Below are 21,629 nucleotides of genomic sequence, written 5' to 3' on the forward strand. Positions count from 1 at the left end.
ACAATGCCTCATGTCACTCGTCACCGCATTGCGCACCATCCGCATCGCCGAACGGCCCAACCTCATCTGGGTCGAGATCGAGACCGACGACGGGCGCACCGGCCTCGGCGAATCCTTCCGCGGCGCCCAGGCCGTCGAAGCGGTGCTGCACGAACAGGTCGCGCCCTTCCTGGTCGGGCGCGATGCCCGGCACATCGAAGCGGCCTCGCGCCACCTGCTGACGCCCTACCTCGGCTTCCACAGCGCCGGCGCCGAAGTGCGGGCGGCCAGTGCCGTCGACATCGCGCTGTGGGACCTGGCCGGCCAGCGCCAGGGCGAGCCGGTGTACGTGGCGCTGGGTGGCGGCATGCGGGACCGCATCCGCGCCTACAACACCTGCGCCGGCTATGCCTACAACACCGCCGGCGGCGTGCGCCGCTCCATAGGCGGCGCCGACGCCGCCGTGGGTCCCTACGATGACCAAGTCGCCTTCATGCGCGACGCCGGTGCGCTGGCCGAGAGCCTGCTGTCGGAGGGCTACGGCGCGATGAAGATCTGGCCCTTCGACGATTACGCTGCCGCCACCGGGGGCCACATGATCTCGCTCACCGACCTGAAGGCGGGGCTGGAGCCCTTCATCAAGGTGCGCAAGGCCGTGGGCGACCGCATCGAGGTGATGGCGGAATTGCACAGCCTCTGGAGCAGCCATGCCGCCGCGCGCATCTGCCGCGCGCTGGAGGACGTGGGCGTTTTCTGGGCCGAGGACCCGATCAACAAGATGGACGATGCGCGCGCGCTGGCCGACCTGCGCCGGCAGACGCGCACGCCCATCTGCGGCAGCGAGACGCTGGCCGGCACGGTGCCTTTCCGCGACCTCCTGGCCGCCGACGCGCTCGACATGGTGATGCTCGATCTGGCCTGGTGCGGCGGCCTCACGGAGGGGCGCAAGATCGCCGCGCTCGCCGAGGCCTACGCCAGGCCGCTCGCGCCGCACGACTGCACCGGCCCGGTGGCGCTGATCGCGGGCCTTCACCTGGCGCTGCACGCGCCGACCGCCATCTTCCAGGAGGTGGTGCGGGCGACGCTCAGCACCTGGTACCGCGACCTCGTCACCGAGCTGCCGGTCATCCGTGACGGCATGGTGCTGGCACCGCAGGGCGCCGGCCTGGGCACGCAGCTGCAGCCCGCGGTGCGCACCCGCGCGGACGCCACGGTGCGCGTCAGCGGCAAGGCGCGGTGAGGCCCGTCATGCAGGTCACCATCGTCGGCCAGCACGTACCTCACGTGCCCTTGCTGCAGCGCCTGCTGGGCGACGCATACAGCGTGACGGGTGTCGCCGCGCTGCCCGCGGACGGACCTATAGCGACCGATGTGCTCGTCACCACGCGCCTGAGCCCGCAGGAGGCCGCGCGCCTGCAATGCCGCCTGCTGCAGGCACCTGGCGCCGGCATGGACGCCATCGCGCTCGCCGCTGTGCCCCCGGACTGCCGCGTGTGCAACGTCTACGAGCACGAGATCCCCATCGCGGAGTTCGTCTGCCACGCGGTGCTGGACCAAGCCATCTTCGGCGATGCGCCGCCCGTGCCGCTGGACGCCGCGCACTGGCCGCGCGCCTACCTCGAGCGGCCTTTCCACGACGAGGCCCAGGGCCGCCGCGCCGCAATCGTCGGCTTCGGCGCCATCGGCCGCGCCACCGCCGCGCGCCTGCGCGCGCTGGGGTTGCACGTGACGGCGGTGACGCGGCGCGCCGAACCCGCGGAGGGCGCGGACGCCGTCCATGCAGTGGCCGACCTGGTCGCCCTGCTGCCCGACGTCGACGTGCTGGTCCTGTGCTGCCCGCTCAACGACCAGACCCGCGGAATGATCGGTGCGCGCGAACTCGGCGCCATGAAGCGCACCGCGCTCCTGGTCAATGTCGGCCGCGCGCCCCTGGTGCAGGAACAGCCCCTGTTCGACGCCCTGCGCGAAGGGCGCATCGGCCGCGCGGTGCTCGACGTCTGGTACCACTATCCGGCCGCCGGGCACGCCGAGCTTGCGCCCTCGGCGCTGCCCTTCCACACGCTGCCCAATGCGCGCTGCACGCCGCACATCTCGGGCTGGACCCATGGCCTGCTGGCGCGCCGCTACGCCTTCATGGCCCGCAACATCGAGCGCCTGCAGCGCGGCGAGCCACTCGACAACGTGATTTTCCAGGCGCCCTGAGCGCATCCACCGAACCACCGGAGACCACCATGCAACCCTGCAACGCCCGCCTGTTCACACTGTCTCGTCGCCGCCGCGCGCTCGCCGTTACCGTGGGCCTGGGAGTCACGGCACTGCTGGCTGGCGCCACGCTGCCGGCCCTGGCGCAGGACGCCGGCAACTATCCCAGCAAGATGATCCGCATCGTCGTGCCCAACCCTGCGGGGGGAACCTCCGACATCCTGGGCCGCCTGCTGGCCAAGGAACTCGCCGAAGCGCTCAAGCAACCCGTCATCGTCGAGAACAAGGCCGGTGGCAACGGCCACATCGGTGCAGCTTTCGTTGCCAAGTCGGCGCCGGATGGCTACAGCCTGCTGCTGCTGGACATGAGCAACCTGACCATCGGCCCCAGCGTCACGCCGAACCTGAGCTACAGCCCGCTCAAGGAATTGACGCCCATCACCATGCCGGCGTACTCGCCGCACCTGCTGGTGGTCCGCAATGACCTTCCAGTGAAGAACATTGACGAGTTGGCCGCCTACGCCAAGAAATCCGGCAAGCCGATCAGCTTCGGGACGCCGCTGGCCTCCATCAGCCAGCTGGCGGGCATCCTGCTGGCACAGGACCGGGGCATCGCGTTGAATGTGATCGGCTACAAGGGCGGCGCCCAGGCGCTGGCCGACCTCGCTGGCGGCCAGATCGACTCCGCCATGGCCAGTGTGCTGGCCACCAACGCCCTGGTGCAGGGCGGCAAGATCAAGGCGATCGCCGTGACCAGCGCCAAGCCGTTTGCCGCCACGCCCGGCATGCCGACGGTGGCGTCGCAGATTCCGGGATTCGTGACGGGCTCCTGGCAGGGCCTGCTGGCGCCCGCGGGAACGCCTCCTGCCGTGCTGGACAAACTGCAGTCGGCCGTTCAGCGCATCGTTGCACGCCCGGACGTTGCCAAGCGCCTGCAGGAATTGGGCTCCGAACCCTCGGACATGAGCCGTCAGCAGATGGCCGAGTGGATGCAGACCGAAACCGTGCGCTGGGCCAAGGTGGTCAAGGACAACAACATCAAGGCGGAGTGAACGCATGACCTTCAACAGGCTCTTGGCCGCACTGGCGTTGGGCGCTGCCTTCGCATGCGGGGCCCAGACCGCGTGGCCCGTCAAACCGGTGACCATCGTCGTGCCTTTCCCCGCGGGCGGCTCCACCGATGCGGTGGCGCGCGCGCTGGCGCAGCAGCTCACGCAGAGGCTGGGCCAATCCTTCGTGGTGGACAACCGCCCGGGCGCCACCGGTGCGATCGGCGCCGCCCAGGTCAAGCGCGCGGCGCCGGACGGCTACACGCTGATGGTGTCCTCGCTGGCGACCTACGTGATCGCGCCGCACCTGCAGAAAAGCGTCGGCTACGACGCCGGCCGCGACTTCGACTACATCACCATCCCCGTGCAGGCGCCCAATGTGCTGGTCGCCGGCGCGAACAAGAAGGCCCGCACGGTGGCGGAAGTGATCGCGGAGCTGAAGGCGAACCCGGGCAAGGTGCCGTTCGCCAGTTCCGGCAATGGCGCCTCGGACCATCTCTCGGCCGAGATGTTCTGGCAGCAGAGCGGCACCGAGGGCCTGCACGTTCCCTACAAGGGCGGCGCGCCGGCCATCAACGACCTGCTGGGCGGCCAGGTGGACTACTCCTTCCCCAACGTCAACGCGGTGCTGCAGCACATCCGCGCCGGCAAGCTGCACGCCATCGCAGTCACGGGCAGCAAGCGTTCGCCGGTGCTGCCCAACGTGCCGACCCTGGCCGAGGCCGGCGTGCAGGGCGCCGAGGTCTATTCCTGGCAGGGGCTGGCCGCGCCCAAGGGGCTGCCGCCGGCGGTCAAGGACAAGCTCGCCGCCGCGGCGATCGCGGCCGTGCGCGATCCGGCGGTGGCCAAGCAGTTCACCGACCAGGGCATGGAAGTGGTGGGCAACGCGCCGGCCGAATTCACCGAGTTCCAGGCGCGCGAGAACCTGCGCTGGAAGAAGCTGATCGAGAGCCGGAAGATCACGGCGGATTGAGCTGGGCGTCGCCTGGCTCCCGAAACTCCACCCGCACCTCCAACCCCGGCTTCGCATTGCGCACCGAGAACGCGGCGCCATGCGCCTGCGCGATCAGCCGGCACAGGTACAAGCCCAGCCCCACGCCGCCGGTGGCGCGCTCGCGCGAGCTGTCGGTCCGGTAGAAGGGTTCCGCCAGTTGCGGCAGCACCGCCTCCTCCACGCCGGGCCCGTGGTCGCGCACGGACAGGACCAGGCGGCCGGCCCCTTCCCGCGCCAGCCGCACCAGCGGGGCCTGCGCTCCCTGGCCATGGCGCACCGCGTTGTCCAGCAGGTTGCGCAGCAGCAGGCGCATGCGTGTGCGGTCCACGGACAGCAGCGGCAGGCCCGCTTCGATGTCCGTTTCCGCCGGCGTGCCGCGGCATGCCTCGCGCACCAGCTCGCCGAGGTCGGTCGCCTCGCGCTGCAGCGCGGCATGGCCCTGCCCCAGGCGCTCGCTTTCCAGCAGCTCCGTCACCAGGTCCGCCATCTCCTGCAGGTCCCGCAGCAGCGCTTCGCGGCGCGGCGCCTGAGCGCCCTGCTCCGGCAACAGCTCCACGTGCAAGCGGGCCCGCGTGATGGGGCTGCGCAGCTCGTGGCTGATGGCGAGCAGCAGCGCGCGCTTGGCTTCCAGCATCTGGTGGATGCTGCGCGCCATCGTGTTCACGTCGCCGGCCAGCTCGCCCAGCTCGTCCTGCCGGCGTACCGGGATCGGCTCGTCGAACTGGCCGCGCCCGAAGCGCTGTGCCCCGGCGCGGATGTCGTCCAGCGGCCGCAGCAGCTGCCGCACGAACTTGTAGGCCACCAGGGTGAGCAGCAGCAGCACGAGCAGCGTGACCCAGCCCCACTGGCGCGGCCGGTCGCGCCAGGGCTGCACCTGCAGGCCGAAGGCGATGCGGTGCCCGTCGGCGCTGGCACGCGCCAGCAGCTCGCCCTCGCCGGACCCGTGCTCCGGCATGCGCCAGTGCCGCGCGCCTTCGTCCGCCGGATGGCTGTCCCAGTTCACCTGCGGGCCGCGGATGCGCACGGTGATGGGCAGCCGCTGCGTCAGGGCGCGGGCGCGTTCCACGTCCGGCGGCGACCCGATCTCCGCGGCGAGCCGGTCCACGTAGTCGGTCACGAGCGGCCGGGCCGCGTCGCGCCAGCCGATGCCCAGCGCCTTCTGCATGCCGAAGAGGAAGGCGCCGCTGAGCGCGATGGCGAGCACCAGGAACAGCGCGACCAGCCGCGCCTTCAGCGAATGGCGCAGGTGCCGCCGCGCGCGCTGGTGCCAGCGCCTAGCCATGGCCGTGCGGCCGCAGCGCCAGCGCGTAGCCCGCGTTGCGCAGCGTCTTGATCGCGGGCAGCGGCTCCAGCTTGCGGCGCAGACGGCTGACGACGATGTCGACGGCGCGCGTGGCCAGCTCGGCCTCGTGGCCGCGCAGCTGGTTGAGGATGTCGTCGCGGCTGAACACGCGGCCCGGCTCGCGGGCGAGCAGCAGCAGCAGCTCGAACTCGGTGCCGGTCAGCTCCACCGGCGCACCTTGCCGCTCGACGCTGCGCGTGACCGGGTCGATCGCGAGGCCGTCGAAGCGCAGCAGCGCGTCCGGCGCGGCGGTCCGCCGGCGCCTGAGCACGGTGGTGATCCGCGCGACCAGCTCGCGCGGATCGAAGGGCTTGGGCAGGTAGTCGTCGGCGCCCAGTTCCAGCCCCACCACGCGGTCCGTCACCTCGCCGCGCGCCGTGAGCATGACCACGGGAACATCGCTCTCGGCGCGGATCGCGCGGCACACCGCAAAGCCATCCTGCTCCGGCAGCATCACGTCGAGGATCACCGCATCGAAGCCACCCCGCCGCAGCAGCGCCAGGCCTTCGCTTGGACGCGTGGCCTGCTGCAGGTCGAGGTCGAAGCGCCGGAAGTAGGCCGCGAGCGGCTCGCCCATCCGGGCATCGTCGTCGATCAGCAGGATGCGCTGCATGCGGCATTGTCGGCGATGCGCAGCAATTGCCGCCGCAGCGTGCGCTGCGCAGGCGGCGGCAGCGCGTCGAAGCGCTCGCCGAAGGCATGCAGCGCGTGCAGCCAGGCACCGTCGGCCCACGGCAGCCGGGCCATCAGGGACAGCGCGTGCACGCGGTCGAAGCGCGGCCCCCACACGAGCGCCAGCACTTCGCTGGCCGGGTCGTCGCTGACCGCGCCGATCGCGACGATCCAGCCGCGCAGGGCCTGCGCCGGGTCAGCCGCGGTGCCACCAGCCATGGCGACGGCGATCCATGAAGTCACGCACCTTCGCCTGCTGCCCTGGCGACAGGCTGTCGTAGAAATCGCCGAAGGCGGCAATCACCTCGGGGCTGCCGGCGTTGACGGCCGCCATCTTTTCTCCGACCAGCGCCTGCGCCCTGGTTCGGTCGAACTTCTCGCCGGCCACGAGCGCCCGCACCTCGGCGCGCGGATCGCCGGTGCCGCGCAGCGCCGCACCCTGCTGCTGCAGTTTGGCGGCCAGCGCTTCCAGCCGCGCCTTCTGCTCCGCGTTCAGGTCCAGCCGCGACGCGACGCGGTCCACTGCGCGGTTTCGGACTTGCGTCTTCTCCTCGGGGCTCATGTTGGCGTAGCGCTCGTGCGCGTAGCGGTGGCCGCAGGCCGTGAGCCCCAGGGCCAGGGTGGCGCCGAAAACGCCGATGAAGGTTCGCTTGATCCAGGTTCGCATCGGGTGGGTCCTCCGGTGGTGAGGAGGACATCGTGCCGGTGCAAAGCGGGGCGTGCTTCTCGCGGCTGTCGCGGTTCATTTCGTTTTGTTTCGGCGAAGGGCGCTTGCATGCCCGTGCCGCCTGCAAGGCGGAGGACATGTCCCAGCTCAAGCCGGTGTTCGCCAAAGGAAAACGGCACGGTGACCGCCGGCAATGCCTCGGGCATCACTAGACCGACGGCGCCACCTCTCCCCAACGTCACCCCAGACGTGCCATTGCAGATGCTCACCACAGGTCAGACCGGCAGCAGGTGAACTCGGTTTTGGGTCCGTGGCAGGCTCGCCTGACCACTTTTCGAATGGAGTCCTGCTGCGCGGTTCGTATCTGGGGCCCCGGTGCTCCCGCCGGCACGAGCCCGCCTGTCGATGTGCAGTCTGCCCTGCCCGGTGCCGCTGTCCAGGACCCCGTCAGAAAGTGATTCTGGTCACGTCCTGCCCCTGATGGGTGTACATCAGCGCCACGGGGGAGTGCCGGCGGAGGCATGCCTTCTGCGACCGTCTGCAGTTGCTCGGGATCGGCCTTCTGGGGTGGCCCCATGAGTCTGGTGATGCCCTATGACATGGCAAGTATCCGCAGCGGCAGGCAAAGCTACCCTGGACATCTCCTGCGCTTCGCCATCGGACTGGAGAGCGTTGACGACCTGCGGGAAGATCTGGCCGCTGCCCGTGCCCGGCCTACCACTTCATCTCGCCCTTGTTCACCTTGGCGCCGATGTCCAGCGCGATGCCCAGGCCGGCGTCCGGATAGGCCTGCTTCATGGCGCCGACCAGGGCGCCGCTGTCGGTGGCCTTCGGCAGCTCCTGCTCGTAGCGCGCCAGGTAGGCCTGGCTCCACGTGATCTGCGACACGTCCTGCCGGGCACCGGGCGCGCTGTGACCGGGGATCACGACCACCGGCTGCAGCGCCGCCATCAACGACAGCTTCTTCGCCCACTCCGCGCGCTCCTGCACGCTTTGCGTGTCGGCGGTCCACAGGTGCAGTCCGCCGAACACGTTGACGCCGCCGACGACCGCCTTCAGCGAAGGGATCCACACGTAGCTGCGATGCGGCAGGCCGTCCTCGAGGCCGCGCACTTCCAGCGCCTGTCCTTCCAGCGTGATGACGTTGCCCGCCAGCACTTCGGGCATCGGCACGTTCACGGGTGCGTTGGGGCCCATGCGCGGTCCCCACACCTGCAGCTTGGTGGCCAGCGTGGCCTGCATCTTCTTGAGCGTGGGCGCGGTGGTGACGATCTTTGCCCCCGGAAAGACCTGCTGCAGCACCTGGGTCCCGAAGTAGTAGTCGGGGTCGGCCTGGCTGATGAAGATCGTCTTGAGCGTCTTCTTGCTGTCCAGCACCATGGCCGCGATGCGCATCGCATCGGCGCGGGTGAAGCCGGTGTCAAGCAGCACGGCATCCGTGCGCCCCGCGACCAACACCGCGTTGACGTGGAAGCTGTTGGCGTCCGCGTTGTAGACCTGCAAGGTCAGGGGCGCCGTGGGCGCCTGCGCTGCGGCATCGGTGGCGACCACGCCCAGCGTCATCGCGACGGGAGCCAACCACAGGGCCATGGATCGGAACGTTTGCATGCCGGTCTTTCGGTGCGTTGAAGGTGGGCGAACTGTATTGGCTCCGTTTCAGGAGATAAACATTAGACTCGTCATCAGTTTGTCAACCGGAACGGCTCAAGCGGCCGGACACGCCATGGACCGGATTCGCGCGATGCAGGTGTTTGCGGAGGTCGCGGACCGCGGCAGCCTGACCGAGGCAGGCCAGGTGCTCGACATCTCGCGCGCGATGGTGTCGCGCTACGTCGAAGGGCTGGAGAGCTGGCTGGGCGCGCGGCTCCTGCACCGAACCACGCGCCGCGTGAGCCTGACTGATGCGGGCGCCGAGGCCCTGCAGCGCTGCCGCCTGGTGCTGGAACTGACGCAGGACGTGCAGGCCGCAGCCGGCGCGCGCAGCACCGCGCCGCGCGGCCGGCTGCGCATCACCACCAGCAATTCCTTCGCGCAGGCGCACCTCGCCGCCGCGGTGTCCGACTTCCTGAAGCAGCATCCCGACACGGAGGTCGAACTGATCGCACTGGAGCGTGCGGTGAACCTGGTGGAAGATCGCATCGACCTCGCCATCCGCATCAGCAACCAGCTGGACGACACGCTGGTGGCGCGGCGCATCGCAACCTGCCGTTCCGCGGTGTGCGCCGCGCCAGGCTACCTCGCGGCGCACGGCGCGCCCCGTGCGCCGGAGCAGCTGCGCCTGCACCGCTGCATCACGCACTCGCGCGTGGGGCGCACCGAGTGGCGCCTGCAGCGCGACGGCCAGACCGTGAAGGTCCCCGTGACCGGTCCCCTGCAAAGCAACGAAGTGGCCGTGGTGCGCCAGGCGGTGCTGGAAGGCCTGGGCATCGGCTTGCTGCCCACCTACTTCATCGCCGACGACCTGGCGCAGGGCAGGCTGGTGCGCGTGTTGCCCAAGTACGAGCCCGAGGCACTGGGCATCCATGCCGTCTACCTCTCGCGCCAGCACCAGCCGCTGCTGCTGCGCGCGATGCTCGACTTCCTGGGGGAGCGCTTCGCGGGCGATGCCGCGCCCTGGGACCGCAGCACATCGCCTCGGAAAGCGACGGGAGCCGTGCGCAAGCGGACGACCCCGACACAGAAAGATCGCCCGCGTCGGTGAGAGCTTGCGGGCGGTGCGCAGCGAGCGCGTATGGTGCAGGTGAATCCCGTGCCGGTCGCCGTTGCGGCGGCATGAGCCGCGCCACGATACGTCCCGGCTACAAACCGCGCGCACTTCGCAGCAACGCCGATACACCGGCATCGCAGACTGGTCCTCCGCCCGCAGCGCCGAAAGGCCTGCTCCCTTGCCAAGCCGGAGAACCAACGATGCCGACCATCCATGCCGCGACCGCGCCAACGCGCGCGATCCGCAACCCCACCCGAACCCTGCGCCGTCTGCACGCCCTCGCGTGGCCGATCGCCGCCCTGCTGGCCGGCTGCGCTTCGCTCTCCGCGCCGGCGCCCGACGCATCCGTTCCCGCGCAGCTCGATCCCGGACCCGGCCACCGCGTCGTCACCACGCTGCATGCACGCGGCGTGCAGGTCTACGAGTGCCGCGAAGCCAAGGACGCGGCGGGCGCATTCGCCTGGGCGTTCATAGCCCCCGAAGCCGAACTCTTCGATGCCGCCCAGCGTCCCAGCGGCCTGCATGGCGCGGGACCGTCCTGGCAAGCGCCCGATGGCAGCCGCATCGTCGGCACTGTGCGCCAGCGCGCCGATGCGAGCGAGCCGGGCGCGATCCCGCAGCTGCTGCTCGCGACGCACGCCGAGGGTCCGGGCGGCCGCTTCAGCAACGTGGTCGCGGTCCAGCGCCTGAACACGCACGGTGGCGCCGCGCCGGACAGCGCCTGCACACAGGCCAACGCGAGCCAAACGGTGCGCGTGCCGTACACGGCGGACTACCGGATGTTCGCGGCGCTGGTGGCTGACGACCGCTATTGATCGCTCGTAGAAGCGCGGGCACCGCACCCGTGCTGCCCTGCTCCAGGGACGCGTCCCGGCGATGAGGACCTGTCTGTCCTGGTGACTTACGTCGACGCAAGCGCCGCACGCAGGCGCTTGGCGGCCTTCGCTGCCTCGGCGCTGACCGGCGGATGGTCAGGAGTGACATCCGCGGAGACGAGAACACCTTGGGAAATGATGAAGTCCGCAGCCGACTGGATGTCACCACGGAGCGCCTCGGCTGCTGCCCTTGCATCGCGCTTCCTGAGGGCATCCATCAGCCGACCGTGGTGGTCGGCTTGCTCCCGATGCGTCACCCTGGCTGAACCCGAACGCAAATCGTAGTTCAGGATCGGGCCGATCCGAAGCCACAGCGACTCGATCATCTGAAGCAGCACGGGCATGCCGGCCTGCCGGTAGATGGCGAAGTGCAATTCCTTGTTGAAGGCCACCAGGCGCGTCTTGTCGGGCCGCTTTGCGGAAAGCTCGCGGGAAAAGCGCTCATTCAGCGCGTCGATCGCCCGATAGGTGTCCTCGTCCAGCCGGGTCGCGGCCTCGGACGTGGCAAGCCCCTCCAGGTTGATGCGGATCCTGGTGATCTCGCGGAACTGGCTCACCGTCATCACCGGAACCCGGAGCGTCCGGTTTGCCGACAGCTCCAGAGCCTGCTCCGCCACCAGGCGATGCACCGCTTCGCGCACCGGCATCACGCTGACCCCAAGTGCCTCCGCGATGCTGCGAAAGGACAGTTGCTCGCCGGGCATGGCGCGTCCGTAGAGCAGGAGGTCGCGCAGTTGCTGATAGACGTCGCCGCTCAAGGTCTGGCGAGTCAGCGGCGTGACGAGTCCGGCGAAGTCCATCCGGCCAGTATAGACACCATGGCTTCCTGTGATCACTGAGCACAGGCAACGCCCACGAGGCATCGGCATTTTCCACTAGCCAGATCTGTGATCACAGATGTATGATTGCTTCGCTGTCGGAAAACGCGGCAGCCCAACCGCCCCGCCGGGGCACTCAATCCTGGAGAAACATATGCATCGTCGTGGTCCGGTCGCTGTCGTGGGTGCGGGCCTCATCGGTCGCGCGTGGGCCATCGTGTTCGCGCGGGCCGGTCATTCGGTCCGGCTGCACGACGCAGACGCCGGCACGATGGCCAGCAGCCTCGCGTACATCAAGGAACGGCTGGACGAACTAGCCGGCTTTGAACTGCTCGACGATGCTCCGGAGCTGGTGCTCGCGCGGATTCACTGCGTACCGGACCTGGCCGAGGCGCTGCGCGATGTGGTGATGGTGCAGGAGAACATCCGCGAAACCGTCGAGGCCAAGACTGCGATCTTCGCCCAGCTCGATGCCTTGGCGCCACCCGACGCCGTGCTCGCCAGTTCCACTTCCTGGCTGCCCGCCTCCACCTTCACCGCCGGCCTGGCCGGGCGCGCGCGCTGTCTCGTCGGCCACCCGACAAACCCGCCTTACCTGGTCCCGCTGGTTGAACTGTGTCCGGCCCCGTGGACCGACCCGAGCGCGATGGCACGGGCGCACGCCCTGTACGCCGCCGCAGGTCAGACGCCGGTGACGCTGTCGCGCGAGATCCAGGGCTTCCTGCTCAATCGCGTGCAGGCAGCAGTGCTCAATGAGTGCTTCTCGCTGTTCGAGGCCGGGCTGGCCAGCTCGGACGACATCGACAAGGTCCTGAAGGACGGACTCGCACTGCGTTGGTCGTTCATGGGACCGTTCGAGACGATCGACCTCAATGCGCCCGCCGGCGTGACCGACTACGCAAGACGCTATGGGCCGCAGAACCGCGAGACCATGGTCGGCAGCAGGCCGTTCGATTGGTCCGAAAGCACTGTCGCACGCGTCGACGTCGAGCGGCGCAAGCAACTGGCAGCGTCGGAGATCAGCACGCGCTCAGCCTGGCGAGACCGGCGGCTGATGGCGCTGGCCGTCCACAAGCGCAAGGCCCCGAAAGCCTGAGCAAAACGCAGCATCGATCACTCGGAGAACTCCATGCCCCGGAAAGTCATCATCACCTGCGCCGTCACTGGCGCGATCCACACACCGTCGATGTCGCCCTACCTGCCGGTGACACCCGAACAGATCACGCAGGCTGCAGTCGGTGCCGCCGAGGCCGGCGCCGCCATCGTTCACCTGCATGCCCGGAACCCCACCGACGGAAGCCCGTCGCAGGACCCCGCGCTTTTCAGGCAGTTCCTGCCTCGTATCAAGGCCGCCAGCAACGTGGTGATCAACCTGACTACGGGAGGCGCTCCGACGATGTCGCTCGAAGACAGGCTGCGGCCCGCACACGAGTTCAAGCCGGAAGTGGCGTCCCTGAACATGGGCACCATGAACATGGGCCTGTTCCCGATGCTTCAGCGCTTCAAGGAGTTCAGCCATGCATGGGAGAAGCCCTACCTCGCCGGAAGCCACGACCGCATCTTCAAGAACACCTTCACCGACATCGCGCACATCCTTCAATCGTGCAGCGACAACGGAACGCGCTTCGAGATCGAGTGCTACGACATCGGCCATCTCTACACCGCTGCGCATTTCATCGATCGCGGCCTGATCAAACCGCCTTTCCTGATCCAGTCGGTGTTCGGCATCCTCGGAGGCATCGGCGCGCATCCCGAAGACGTGCTTCACATGCGACGCACGGCCGACCGGCTCTTCGGCGACACGTATCAGTGGTCAGTCCTTCCCGCAGGTCGCGCGCAGATGACCATCGGGGCGCAGGCCGCGGCCATGGGAGGCCACGTACGGGTGGGGCTGGAGGACTCTCTCTGGGACGGTCCCGGCAAGTTGGCGATGACGAACGCCGACCAGGTCCGCCGCATGCGAAGCATTCTCGAGGGGATGTCTCTCTCGGTAGCCACCCCCGCGGACGCGCGGCAGATCCTGCAACTCAAGGGAGCGGAGAACGTCTCTTTCTAGTCGTTCCTCACTGAAAGGTACCCCATGAAACTCATGTCCCGACGCGAAGCCCTGAAGCTGACCGCAGCTGGCGCGGCAATCTCGACCTTTGCCCCTGCGGCGGTGCTTGCGCAGGGTCCTCAATGGCCCACCAAGCCCATCTCTCTTCTCGTCGGCTACCCACCGGGCGGGCTGACCGACGCCGGAGCGCGACACATTCAGGCGACGATGAGAACTTCCCTCGGGCAATCGGTCATCGTCGAAAACAAGGCTGGCGCGGGCGGCAACCTTGCTGCTTCCGAAGTGCAGCGGTCGACGGCGGACGGTTACAAGCTGCTGGTCGCCAACACCAGCTTCACGATCAATCCCCACACGTTCCCGACTCCTTCACCCGACCCCACGGAGTTCACGCCGATCGGGACCATCCTCGAGTCGGTGCTGGTCTTGTGCGTCAGTGCAGCTACGCCTGTCCACAACCTGCGGGAGTTCGTGGCCTGGTCGAAGTCTGAGAGCGCCGGCAAGGGATTCAGCTACGCATCTTCAGGCAACGGCGGCAACACGCACCTTGCCATGGAGTACCTGCGCGAGCGCGCCGGACTTCCGCCCATGACCCATGTGCCCTACAAGGGCAGCGCGCCGGCCATCCAGGATCTGATCGGCAACCAGGTGCCCTGCATGATCGATGCGGCCTCGCTGCTCATTCCGTTCATCGCATCGGGCAAGCTGCGCCCCATCCTGGTCGCCGGAAAGTCTCGCCTTCCGGCCTTGCCGGATGTGCCGACCGCAGCCGAACTCGGCGTCAAGGACTTCGTCGTGACCGTGTTCGTCGGTCTGTATGGCCCGCCCAAGCTTCCGGCCGAGATCGTCCAGAAGGCGAATGCTGCATTGAATGCTGCGCTCACCGACCCTGCAGTGGTCAACACGATCAGGAAGAACGGCGACATCGTTGCCGGCGGAAGCCCCGAACAACTCGCCGCGCTAACGCGAGAGAACTACAAGCTTTGGGGTGAAGTGGCCCGACGCAACAACATCAAGGCGGGCTAAAGCAACCATGGACGCCGGCTCGCTCGCACTGAAGCTTCATCCAGACGACAACGTTGCGATCGCCCGCGACGCGATCGACCTGGGCACCGTGCTCGCCGAATTCGATGATCTTGTCGCGCAATCCGACGTGCCGGCGGCACACAAGCTGGCGCTTTCGGATTTCGCTGCCGGCGATCCCGTCTTGCGTTACGGGCAAATCATCGGGTTCGCCACCAGACCGATTGAACGCGGAGAGCATGTCCACGTGCACAACCTGGCGATCGGCACGTTCAGCCGCGATCGCGATTTTGGCGTGGACGCGAAGGTTGCGGTGCCCGCCGCGAATCCGGCCACGTTCCGCGGTTTCCTCCGTGCCGACGGCCGCGTCGCAACACGGAACTACATAGGCATCGTGAGCACCGTGAACTGCTCCGCCACGGTAACCAAACTCGTGGTGCAGCATTTCTCGAAGGGCGATGCGCTGAAGCACTTTCCCAATGTCGACGGTGTCGTGCCGATCACTCACGGCTTTGGCTGCTGTATCGACCACAAGGGAAAGGGTGTGCAGCAACTGCGGCGCACGCTCGGAGGGTTCGTGAAGCACCCCAACTTTGCCGGCGTGGTCGTGATCGGTCTGGGTTGCGAAGCAAACCAGATGGACGCGATGTTCCTCTCCGAGGGAATCGAGGCCGGAAAACTGGTCACCCCGCTGGTGATTCAGGAGAAGGGCGGCACGCGCAATACGGTGGAAGCGGCCATTGCTGCGGTCGAGTCCATGCTTCCGCTTGCGAACCAGTGCCGGCGCGAAGAGGTACCCGCATCCCACCTGACGGTTGCACTCCAGTGCGGGGGCTCGGACGGCTACTCGGGCATCACGGCGAACCCGGCTCTCGGTATTGCGGTCGACCTGCTGGTCGCCCAGGGTGGCACTGCCATCCTCAGCGAAACGCCCGAGATCTATGGCGCGGAACACCTCCTGACGCGGCGCGCGGTGTCACCCGAAGTAGGTCAAGGGATCGTGGACCTGATCAAGTGGTGGGAGGAATACGCGGAAAGGGAGGCGGGCAGCATCGACAACAATCCGACCCCCGGCAACAAGGCGGGCGGCTTGACGACCATCCTCGAGAAGTCGCTCGGGGCGGTCGCCAAGAGCGGCTCCTCCGCTCTGATGGGCGTGTATCGCTACGCTGAGCCCATCAAGGCCCATGGCCTGGTTTTCATGGACGCACCTGGCTACGACCCCATGGGAGCCACGGGCCAGATTGCAAGCGGTGCGAACCTCGTCGCCTTCACCACTGGCCGGGGGTCATGCTTCGGAGCCAAGCCAGCGCCGTCCATCAAACTGGCCACAAACACGAAGATGTACATGCGGATGAAGGATGACATGGACATCAACTGTGGCGATGTCATGGACGGGAGTGCGACGCTCGAATCGAAAGGCCGGGACATCTTCGCGCTGATGCTTCGCGTCGCATCGGGCGAGAAGTCCAGGAGCGAGGTACTCGGCATCGGGAATGAAGAAACCGTCCCCTGGATGATCGGCGCGCAGATGTGACCATGGCTTGATCGCCAACCAAAGCCCAGAGGGCGCGCCCAGGTCTTCTTGCCACTCATTTCCTGGCGTCCAACATGCAGCGATTGTCCAGTCAGAAAGCACCTTAGAGAGATAGCGGAGTTCACCCTTCCAACTGCCTCTCCAACCCATCCAGCACCTCATAACAAGCCAGCACCTTCGCGACGCTCGAATTCGGCTCCCTCCCCTCCCGGATCGCGGCGATGTTCTTGTGCACGTACTGGTGGCTGGGGTTGAAGCGGCGGGTGTGGCCGACCATGGCCACGCGCCCGGACTTCTTTTGCGCCTCGACCACGGCCTTGCCGTCTTCCAGCCGGTCGCACAGCGGGATCTCCACCTGCACGTGCTTGCCGGCCTTCAGCGCGGCGGTCGACTGCTCGGCGTGCGCGGGCTTCATGCTGTGCGCGTGGCAGCACGTGGCCAAGTGGTTCGGCAAGTGAAACTGGCGGCGACGAAGCGAGGCCGCCAGGCGCTCACTTCGCCGCCTTGCCCCAGTCCGCGATCTCGCGCGCCGCGCCCGTCAGTTCCAGAATGTGCATCCCGGTGTTGGCGCGGTCCACGATGTAGATGTAGCCGCGGTCGTCCACCTCGACGTTGTTGGTCTGGATGGCGCGCCGCTCGGAGACGGCGGTGAACGGCAGTCCACTCGCGCGCTGGCTGGCCGGGGTTTCGAGCACGACGGTGTTCTCCGTCATTGCCGGGATGTAGTACGCGACTTCCTTCAGCGCAAACGGGTTGCGCACGTCCAGCACGCGCACGCCGGCGTTGAAGTGGGCGAAGAACATCAGCCGCCGGTAGTACAGCGGCGTCATGTTTTCGTTGGACGAGTGCGTGCCGAAACGGCCGCCGCGCGAGCAGAAATTGCCGCTGGCCTCCGCAACGGTGAAGTTGGAAACCCCGAACGGCTTCGTTTCCGTGGTGATGTCCACCACCCACACCATCTGCCGCCCTTCGAGGCACTCCTTCTGGATCGCCTCGTCGGTCACCACGATGAAGTCCCGCACCCGCCCGAGCAGGTTCCGCGCGAACTCCGGCACGTCCACCTGCAGCAGCGGGAACACGGTGTGCGCTCCGTGCATCGGCGGCAGGTCGATGCGCGCCACCTGCGGCGCCAGCAGGTTCTCCGGCGTGGCTTCCTTCGGCCCGTTCAGCAGCTTCTCCCGGTCCACGATCTGCAGCACGCCGTCGGTGCTCGTGCCGTAGCCGAAGTACACCCGATTGCCCTTCGGCCCCGTGGAGATCGGGCCGTGCACCGAGATCGGCACCGGGCCCGTCGCCCCGGGCTGCTGTCCCACCAGGCCGAAATCGCGGATGAAGACGGGCCTGGCAGGATCGGACAGGTCGTAGATCTGCGTCATGCGCGTGGTGCGCCACTGCGGGTTGCCGCCCACGAGGTAAGCGATGCCGGTATCGCATTCCCACCAGTTCTTGTGCGTGCCCTTCAGATTGCCGCCGATGCGCGTGAGGAGCGACGGCCGCTCCGGCGCGGTCACGTCCCAGATCTCGTGCGCCTGGTTGCCGAAGACGCGGAGCATGTAGAACTTGGACGGGTCGGCCCTGGGCAGCGTGGCGCCGGGGCAGATGCGCACCATCTGCGCGCCCCCTTGCTCGGCCTTGCCCTCCTCGCCCGGGATGTGCGCCAGGTAACGGGGGCGCGCCGGATCCGTGACGTCGACAATGGAGGTGCCGTTGTCCTCGATCCGGCCAGACACCGGATTGGGCCTGCGGTCGCCGTGGTGGCCGACGTACGCGATCCAGCGGTCGCCTTGCCGCTGGATCGTGGGCTGGTAGGCCGTGCGCCCCTGCAGATCGCTGGTCCCGACCAGGCGCATGTTCAAGGCTTCGGCCCCCGCGGAGCCGGCCGGCATCTGGGCACACCCGGCGAGGGCGGTCAGGCATAACGCAGCGAGCAGTGCGCGCATCGTGTCTCCTCATGGAAGGCTGCAGCGTCGGGCGGTGCCCGGCTGGCCCGCACTGTAGCGACTGGGGCGGCGAAAGGCCAGCGGGCCAGGAGACCGTCCGGGTGAGCGACGCGGCGCCAGACCGGTGCGCCAGCCCATTCAAGACGCAGGAGGAAATCCGGTCTTCTGCGCCCAGAGGTTCTGGAAGGCATGGATCGCCGTGCTGGCGTACACGCCGGCGCGCGTGAACGGCTCGTCGGCCAGCAGAATCAGCTCAATCCGAGATGCCCGCGCAGGAACGCTCCCATCCGTTTGCGAGCCCGGATGGATTCGGGCGCATCTGGCACCCGGTCGGGGAAGTTGTGCGGCATGGCCTCCCACAGGTCGAGCTTGACCGGGATCTCCGCGTCTTCCAGCTTTTCGTACATGCGCACCATGCCGCTCAGGAGGATTTCCTTCAGCCCGCCCTGGATCATCGTCGGGACATAGCCCTTCGTGAAATCGCCGTACACCGGGGAGGCATAGGGGTTCTTCTGGTCCTCCGGCGCCGCCCACGCGGCGCCCGCCGCCCTGACGTGCTGCATCACATAGCTCGTCTCCTGGTTCTGCAGCGACACGAGCGAGTCGGGGTCGAGGGTCACGTCCAGCCAGGGCGAGACCATCGCCAATGCGGCCGGCATGCCGAGCCCGCGGTCGCGCATCTTGAGGACGACGGCCGCCGCCAGGCTGCCGCCGGCGGAATCGCCATAGAAGGCGATGTTCTTCAAGGGAACGCCCTGATCGACCAGCGCGCTGACTGCGGCGACGCACTCATCGGTGATCTGGTCGAACTTGCGCCGCGGCGCAAGCGAGAAGTCGATGGAGACGACGCGCACATTCCACTTGTCGGCCGCCGTGACTCCGCGCCCGAGCATCGATCCGCCGGCGCGATAGACCACATAGGCGCCGCCGTGCATGTAGACCAGCACCTTGCTGTCATCCACCAGGTTCTTCGGACGGATGTCGTAGCAGGGCACCCCGCCCAGGGAGATCTCCTTGATGGCTGCATCCACCGACTTGATGTACGGCGCGTACTTCTGGATCCACTGCTCCTCCATCCGGGCGGCCGTCTGATCCCATGCCTCGATGTCGTCCGGCGCAGGAAAGGGCGGAAGCGTATTCGCAGGGTCCTCCAGCATGCGCATGAATGCCCGCATCTGCGGGGACACCCATTCCGGGATGTGCACGAAGGGCGCCGCGGGCGCGGCCTTCCTGTCGGTCGGGCCGCCGATGGCCGCGCCGAAGTGCGGCGCGATGACCTCGTGAACGATGGGTTCGACGGATACGGTGCTGTTCGTGTCTTTCACTTCAATCCTCCTGGGGAAGCCGTGTTGGAAACCGTTCAACGGCAAGCTGCTGCAAGTTCTGGGGCAACCAGGTCTGCGTCGTCGACCAGCGGGTTGGCGGACCGCTCGACATCACGCTCATAGGTACGGGAACCGATCACCAGCAACCAGGCCGCAGCGATCCCGAACACCGGGGTCACTGCCAATGCCGCTTGCAGCCCGTAAGCGTCGGACAGCACACCCGCAATGAAAGGTCCCATCGCCAGGCCGAACAGGTTCTGGGCCAGGCCCAGGATCGCCGCGCCCGTGGCGCGGAAGCCAGGGTGGATGACATTGATGATGATGGCGGCGGAAGGGCCGGCGGTACAGGTTGCGAAGAAGCCGCCGAGGCAAAACAGTCCGAACTGCGCCTGGTTGGAGAGCTGCACGCCCAGCAGCGGCAGCCCGAACGCGGCGCCAAGGACGGCGGTCGACATCAGGCACAGTACGCCCATCACAAGCACCCGGCCGCGCGGATACCGCTTTGCGGCCTGGTCGCACACGACGCCCCAGGCCACGCTGCCAATTGCACCGCACAGCACGAAGAGCGCGGCACGCACTCCGGCCTGGTCGGGCGCGAACCCGTGCACGCGATTCAGGAAACTCGGCAGCCAGGCCCACATCGACGACAGGACGATCAGTTGCAGTGCGCTGCCGAGGCCCACCCACAGCAGCGTCGGCGACCGCTTCAGTGCACCGAAGGCCGCGCGGGCGACGCCGGTGGCCGAGCGCGTGGCTCCCTGGGATGGCGTGCCGACGTCGACCGTCTGGTAGTCGCGCACCTTGAAGTAGAGCAGGCTCAGCACGAGGCCAGGAATGCCGACCACTCCGAAGGCTGCATGCCAGCCCCAGCGCGCCGCGATGACGCCGCCGAGCGCGACACCCAGCACAGACCCCACGGAAGCCGCGGCCATGAAGCCGCCCAGCAGCGCACTCCGCAACCGATCGGGGAAGTGGGTCGCGATCAGTGCGGCGCCCACCGGGCCGTAACCGGCCTCGCCGACGCCGACCACGGCGCGCGCCGCCAACAGCGCGCTGTAGTTGCGCGTGAACATGCACGAGATCGAGGCAATGCTCCAGACGGTGGCCATCGTCACGATGCTCTTGACGCGGCTCACGCGGTCGGCCACGAGCGACACCGGAAGCACGCAGGCGGCAAGGGAGATCGAAAGGACTGAGACCAGGGCGCCGAGCTGCTTGTCCGACAGGCCCCAATCCGTCTTCATGTACGGGAACAGAGAAACGATGACCTGGCGATCGATGTAGTCGAAGAGCATCAGGCCGATGGTCATCGCGTAGGCGAACCACGCCTGGCGCGGCCCGAGCAGGTAACCGTCGTTCGGCCTGGCGCCGGCAGCTGGGAAATTCATGGGTTTGTCTCCTTCATTCGAATAGTTCAAGCACCGGCGCTTAGGCTGCCCAACGCACCATCGCAAGCACGAGGCCCGCGAGGAAGATGGTTTCGCCGACCATCAGCAGGATGGGCTTCAGGCCCACGTTGATGAATTCGCGCAACTGCGTCTTCATGCCGATCGCGGCGATCGCCGCCACCAGGCATGCGCGCGAAAGGGTGCCGCCGGACGCGATGACCGCATGCGGCACCCAGCCGGTGCTGTTGACGACGACCATCAGCGCGAAGGCGACGATGAACCACGGCAGCAGCGAAGTGCGCTGCCCTTTTGCCGCGGCACCGCGCGAGCGGGTCAGCAGCACGGTGAGCAGGATCACGGGCATCAACATCGTGACCCGCGCAAGCTTGACGAGGGTGGCGATGTCGCCGGTTTCCTTCGACATGCCGTAGCCGGCCCCGACCGCCTGCGGAATATCGTGGATCGATGCACCGAGAAAGACGCCGGCCAGTCGTGCGTCCAGCCCGAGGGCGGTCGCGAGCAGCGGGTAGACCAGCATGGCCAGCGTCGACAGCATGGCCACGCTCACGACGGTGAACATCAGCGCGCGATCCTTCTGCGGATGCGGTGGCAGCGCGGCCACCAGCGCCAACGCCGCCGAACCGCCGCAGATCGCAGTCGCGCCTCCGCTCAACAGCCCGAACAGGTGCGTGAAGCCCAATGCCCGCGCAGCGAGGATCGACACCGAGATCGTGGCAACGACGGCGACCATCGCGAGCAAGACCGGCGGCCAGCCGAGCCCGCCGATTTCGTCCAGGGTGATCCGCAGGCCCAGCAGCGCGATACCGACCCGCGACAGCGTGCGCGCCGTGAACTCGATGCCCGGCGCGCACGGCCCCTGGGTGGCCAGGTAGTTCATCGCCATCCCGAGCAGCAGCGCAAACAGTATCTCCGGCGCGCCGTAGTGCTCAGACAGGAAGCCGGCCGCGGCGGTGACCACACCGCAGGCGAGCAGGCCGGGAAACAGCAGGCGGCCGCGTGCCGGCCAGACGGCCATGGAAGGGATGGTGGGCATCTGC

Annotated in this window: 20 protein-coding genes and 1 pseudogene; 10 read left to right on the top strand and 11 right to left on the bottom strand. The window is 67.9% G+C overall.

Going from position 1 to position 21,629, the window contains the following annotated elements; translation table 11 throughout:
- Positions 1–10 precede the first annotated feature (10 nt).
- Genes AC1DSA_RS17740 through AC1DSA_RS17755 form a run of 4 tightly spaced genes read left to right on the top strand, consistent with a single transcriptional unit; the run spans position 11 to position 4,203 of the window.
- Positions 11–1,219 carry a mandelate racemase/muconate lactonizing enzyme family protein gene (locus tag AC1DSA_RS17740; RefSeq protein WP_477891548.1) on the top strand — a complete coding sequence of 403 codons (1,209 nt, stop codon included), beginning with the start codon at positions 11–13 and terminating at the stop codon, positions 1,217–1,219.
- Positions 1,220–1,227: 8 nt separating this feature from the next.
- On the top strand, positions 1,228–2,181 hold the full coding sequence (locus tag AC1DSA_RS17745; protein ID WP_477891550.1) for a 2-hydroxyacid dehydrogenase: 954 nt from the start codon (positions 1,228–1,230) through the stop codon (positions 2,179–2,181).
- A 29-nt stretch (positions 2,182–2,210) separates the two neighbouring features.
- The gene (locus AC1DSA_RS17750) at positions 2,211–3,233 is read left to right on the top strand and encodes a Bug family tripartite tricarboxylate transporter substrate binding protein (protein WP_477891552.1); all 1,023 of its coding nucleotides are present in this window, start codon (positions 2,211–2,213) and stop codon (positions 3,231–3,233) included.
- A 4-nt stretch (positions 3,234–3,237) separates the two neighbouring features.
- Positions 3,238–4,203 (top strand): Bug family tripartite tricarboxylate transporter substrate binding protein, encoded by a 966-nt coding sequence (locus tag AC1DSA_RS17755; protein ID WP_477891554.1) that lies wholly within the window; start codon positions 3,238–3,240, stop codon positions 4,201–4,203.
- Here AC1DSA_RS17755 and AC1DSA_RS17760 read toward each other — a convergent pair.
- The 5 genes from AC1DSA_RS17760 to AC1DSA_RS17780 form a co-directional block, all read right to left on the bottom strand.
- Complete coding sequence (locus tag AC1DSA_RS17760) at positions 4,190–5,506, bottom strand: sensor histidine kinase (RefSeq protein WP_477891556.1); 1,317 nt, start codon at positions 5,504–5,506, stop codon at positions 4,190–4,192. The genes AC1DSA_RS17755 and AC1DSA_RS17760 overlap by 14 nt on opposite strands.
- On the bottom strand, positions 5,499–6,179 hold the full coding sequence (locus tag AC1DSA_RS17765) for a response regulator transcription factor (protein ID WP_477891558.1): 681 nt from the start codon (positions 6,177–6,179) through the stop codon (positions 5,499–5,501). The genes AC1DSA_RS17760 and AC1DSA_RS17765 overlap by 8 nt, the downstream gene beginning before the upstream one ends.
- Entirely contained in the window at positions 6,161–6,457 is a 297-nt protein-coding gene (locus AC1DSA_RS17770; RefSeq protein WP_477891560.1) for a hypothetical protein, read from the bottom strand. The genes AC1DSA_RS17765 and AC1DSA_RS17770 overlap by 19 nt, the downstream gene beginning before the upstream one ends.
- Positions 6,435–6,905 (bottom strand): Spy/CpxP family protein refolding chaperone, encoded by a 471-nt coding sequence (locus AC1DSA_RS17775; protein WP_477891562.1) that lies wholly within the window; start codon positions 6,903–6,905, stop codon positions 6,435–6,437. The genes AC1DSA_RS17770 and AC1DSA_RS17775 overlap by 23 nt, the downstream gene beginning before the upstream one ends.
- A 714-nt stretch (positions 6,906–7,619) precedes the next feature.
- Complete coding sequence (locus AC1DSA_RS17780; RefSeq protein ID WP_477891564.1) at positions 7,620–8,513, bottom strand: MBL fold metallo-hydrolase; 894 nt, start codon at positions 8,511–8,513, stop codon at positions 7,620–7,622.
- Positions 8,514–8,628: 115 nt separating this feature from the next.
- Here AC1DSA_RS17780 and AC1DSA_RS17785 point away from each other — a divergent pair, with 115 nt between their 5' ends.
- Entirely contained in the window at positions 8,629–9,606 is a 978-nt protein-coding gene (locus AC1DSA_RS17785; protein ID WP_477891566.1) for a LysR family transcriptional regulator, read from the top strand.
- 206 nt (positions 9,607–9,812) lie between these two features.
- Positions 9,813–10,427 carry a DUF3455 domain-containing protein gene (locus AC1DSA_RS17790; protein WP_477891568.1) on the top strand — a complete coding sequence of 205 codons (615 nt, stop codon included), beginning with the start codon at positions 9,813–9,815 and terminating at the stop codon, positions 10,425–10,427.
- Between the two features lie 86 nt (positions 10,428–10,513).
- On the opposite strand, the gene AC1DSA_RS17795 is transcribed toward AC1DSA_RS17790, so the two are convergent.
- Positions 10,514–11,287 carry a GntR family transcriptional regulator gene (locus tag AC1DSA_RS17795; RefSeq protein WP_477891570.1) on the bottom strand — a complete coding sequence of 258 codons (774 nt, stop codon included), beginning with the start codon at positions 11,285–11,287 and terminating at the stop codon, positions 10,514–10,516.
- A gap of 172 nt (positions 11,288–11,459) precedes the next feature.
- On the opposite strand from AC1DSA_RS17795, the gene AC1DSA_RS17800 reads away from it, so the two are divergent.
- The 4 genes from AC1DSA_RS17800 to AC1DSA_RS17815 are packed head-to-tail and all read left to right on the top strand — an operon-like array spanning position 11,460 to position 15,918.
- Positions 11,460–12,401: a 3-hydroxyacyl-CoA dehydrogenase gene (locus AC1DSA_RS17800; protein ID WP_477891572.1), complete on the top strand. Its 942-nt coding sequence runs from the start codon at positions 11,460–11,462 to the stop codon at positions 12,399–12,401.
- Between the two features lie 33 nt (positions 12,402–12,434).
- A complete protein-coding gene (gene kce / locus AC1DSA_RS17805) occupies positions 12,435–13,361 on the top strand; it encodes a 3,5-dioxohexanoate:acetyl-CoA acetone transferase (RefSeq protein WP_477891574.1) in 927 nt (308 codons plus the stop codon).
- 24 nt (positions 13,362–13,385) lie between these two features.
- Positions 13,386–14,384: a Bug family tripartite tricarboxylate transporter substrate binding protein gene (locus AC1DSA_RS17810; protein ID WP_477891576.1), complete on the top strand. Its 999-nt coding sequence runs from the start codon at positions 13,386–13,388 to the stop codon at positions 14,382–14,384.
- Between the two features lie 7 nt (positions 14,385–14,391).
- The gene (locus AC1DSA_RS17815; protein ID WP_477891578.1) at positions 14,392–15,918 is read left to right on the top strand and encodes a UxaA family hydrolase; all 1,527 of its coding nucleotides are present in this window, start codon (positions 14,392–14,394) and stop codon (positions 15,916–15,918) included.
- Between the two features lie 214 nt (positions 15,919–16,132).
- On the opposite strand, the pseudogene AC1DSA_RS17820 reads toward AC1DSA_RS17815, so the two are convergent.
- The 5 genes and pseudogenes from AC1DSA_RS17820 to AC1DSA_RS17840 form a co-directional block, all read right to left on the bottom strand.
- Positions 16,133–16,333, bottom strand: a pseudogene (locus AC1DSA_RS17820) (Gfo/Idh/MocA family protein); the annotation flags it as partial.
- Positions 16,334–16,409: 76 nt separating this feature from the next.
- Positions 16,410–17,858 carry an LVIVD repeat-containing protein gene (locus AC1DSA_RS17825; RefSeq protein ID WP_477891580.1) on the bottom strand — a complete coding sequence of 483 codons (1,449 nt, stop codon included), beginning with the start codon at positions 17,856–17,858 and terminating at the stop codon, positions 16,410–16,412.
- A 248-nt stretch (positions 17,859–18,106) separates the two neighbouring features.
- Positions 18,107–19,228, bottom strand: coding sequence for an alpha/beta hydrolase fold domain-containing protein (locus tag AC1DSA_RS17830; protein ID WP_477891582.1), 1,122 nt, complete (start codon positions 19,226–19,228; stop codon positions 18,107–18,109).
- The gene (locus tag AC1DSA_RS17835; protein ID WP_477891584.1) at positions 19,219–20,571 is read right to left on the bottom strand and encodes an MFS transporter; all 1,353 of its coding nucleotides are present in this window, start codon (positions 20,569–20,571) and stop codon (positions 19,219–19,221) included. Before AC1DSA_RS17835 ends, AC1DSA_RS17830 begins: the two co-directional genes overlap by 10 nt.
- Before the next feature lie 40 nt (positions 20,572–20,611).
- Complete coding sequence (locus AC1DSA_RS17840) at positions 20,612–21,607, bottom strand: YeiH family protein (protein WP_477891586.1); 996 nt, start codon at positions 21,605–21,607, stop codon at positions 20,612–20,614.
- Positions 21,608–21,629: the final 22 nt, after the last annotated feature.

The organism is Ramlibacter sp. P4_H7, assembly GCF_056400765.1.

What these genes read in the sequence shown, in the direction of transcription:
- AC1DSA_RS17740 (WP_477891548.1), top strand. Translation starts at nt 11, where the DNA reads ATGTCACTCGTCACCGCATTGCGCACCATCCGCATCGCCGAACGGCCC.
- AC1DSA_RS17745 (WP_477891550.1), top strand. Translation starts at nt 1,228, where the DNA reads ATGCAGGTCACCATCGTCGGCCAGCACGTACCTCACGTGCCCTTGCTG.
- AC1DSA_RS17750 (WP_477891552.1), top strand. Translation starts at nt 2,211, where the DNA reads ATGCAACCCTGCAACGCCCGCCTGTTCACACTGTCTCGTCGCCGCCGC.
- AC1DSA_RS17755 (WP_477891554.1), top strand. Translation starts at nt 3,238, where the DNA reads ATGACCTTCAACAGGCTCTTGGCCGCACTGGCGTTGGGCGCTGCCTTC.
- AC1DSA_RS17760 (WP_477891556.1), bottom strand. Translation starts at nt 5,506, where the DNA reads ATGGCTAGGCGCTGGCACCAGCGCGCGCGGCGGCACCTGCGCCATTCG.
- AC1DSA_RS17765 (WP_477891558.1), bottom strand. Translation starts at nt 6,179, where the DNA reads ATGCAGCGCATCCTGCTGATCGACGACGATGCCCGGATGGGCGAGCCG.
- AC1DSA_RS17770 (WP_477891560.1), bottom strand. Translation starts at nt 6,457, where the DNA reads ATGGCTGGTGGCACCGCGGCTGACCCGGCGCAGGCCCTGCGCGGCTGG.
- AC1DSA_RS17775 (WP_477891562.1), bottom strand. Translation starts at nt 6,905, where the DNA reads ATGCGAACCTGGATCAAGCGAACCTTCATCGGCGTTTTCGGCGCCACC.
- AC1DSA_RS17780 (WP_477891564.1), bottom strand. Translation starts at nt 8,513, where the DNA reads ATGCAAACGTTCCGATCCATGGCCCTGTGGTTGGCTCCCGTCGCGATG.
- AC1DSA_RS17785 (WP_477891566.1), top strand. Translation starts at nt 8,629, where the DNA reads ATGGACCGGATTCGCGCGATGCAGGTGTTTGCGGAGGTCGCGGACCGC.
- AC1DSA_RS17790 (WP_477891568.1), top strand. Translation starts at nt 9,813, where the DNA reads ATGCCGACCATCCATGCCGCGACCGCGCCAACGCGCGCGATCCGCAAC.
- AC1DSA_RS17795 (WP_477891570.1), bottom strand. Translation starts at nt 11,287, where the DNA reads ATGGACTTCGCCGGACTCGTCACGCCGCTGACTCGCCAGACCTTGAGC.
- AC1DSA_RS17800 (WP_477891572.1), top strand. Translation starts at nt 11,460, where the DNA reads ATGCATCGTCGTGGTCCGGTCGCTGTCGTGGGTGCGGGCCTCATCGGT.
- kce (WP_477891574.1), top strand. Translation starts at nt 12,435, where the DNA reads ATGCCCCGGAAAGTCATCATCACCTGCGCCGTCACTGGCGCGATCCAC.
- AC1DSA_RS17810 (WP_477891576.1), top strand. Translation starts at nt 13,386, where the DNA reads ATGAAACTCATGTCCCGACGCGAAGCCCTGAAGCTGACCGCAGCTGGC.
- AC1DSA_RS17815 (WP_477891578.1), top strand. Translation starts at nt 14,392, where the DNA reads ATGGACGCCGGCTCGCTCGCACTGAAGCTTCATCCAGACGACAACGTT.
- AC1DSA_RS17825 (WP_477891580.1), bottom strand. Translation starts at nt 17,858, where the DNA reads ATGCGCGCACTGCTCGCTGCGTTATGCCTGACCGCCCTCGCCGGGTGT.
- AC1DSA_RS17835 (WP_477891584.1), bottom strand. Translation starts at nt 20,571, where the DNA reads ATGAATTTCCCAGCTGCCGGCGCCAGGCCGAACGACGGTTACCTGCTC.
- AC1DSA_RS17840 (WP_477891586.1), bottom strand. Translation starts at nt 21,607, where the DNA reads ATGGCCGTCTGGCCGGCACGCGGCCGCCTGCTGTTTCCCGGCCTGCTC.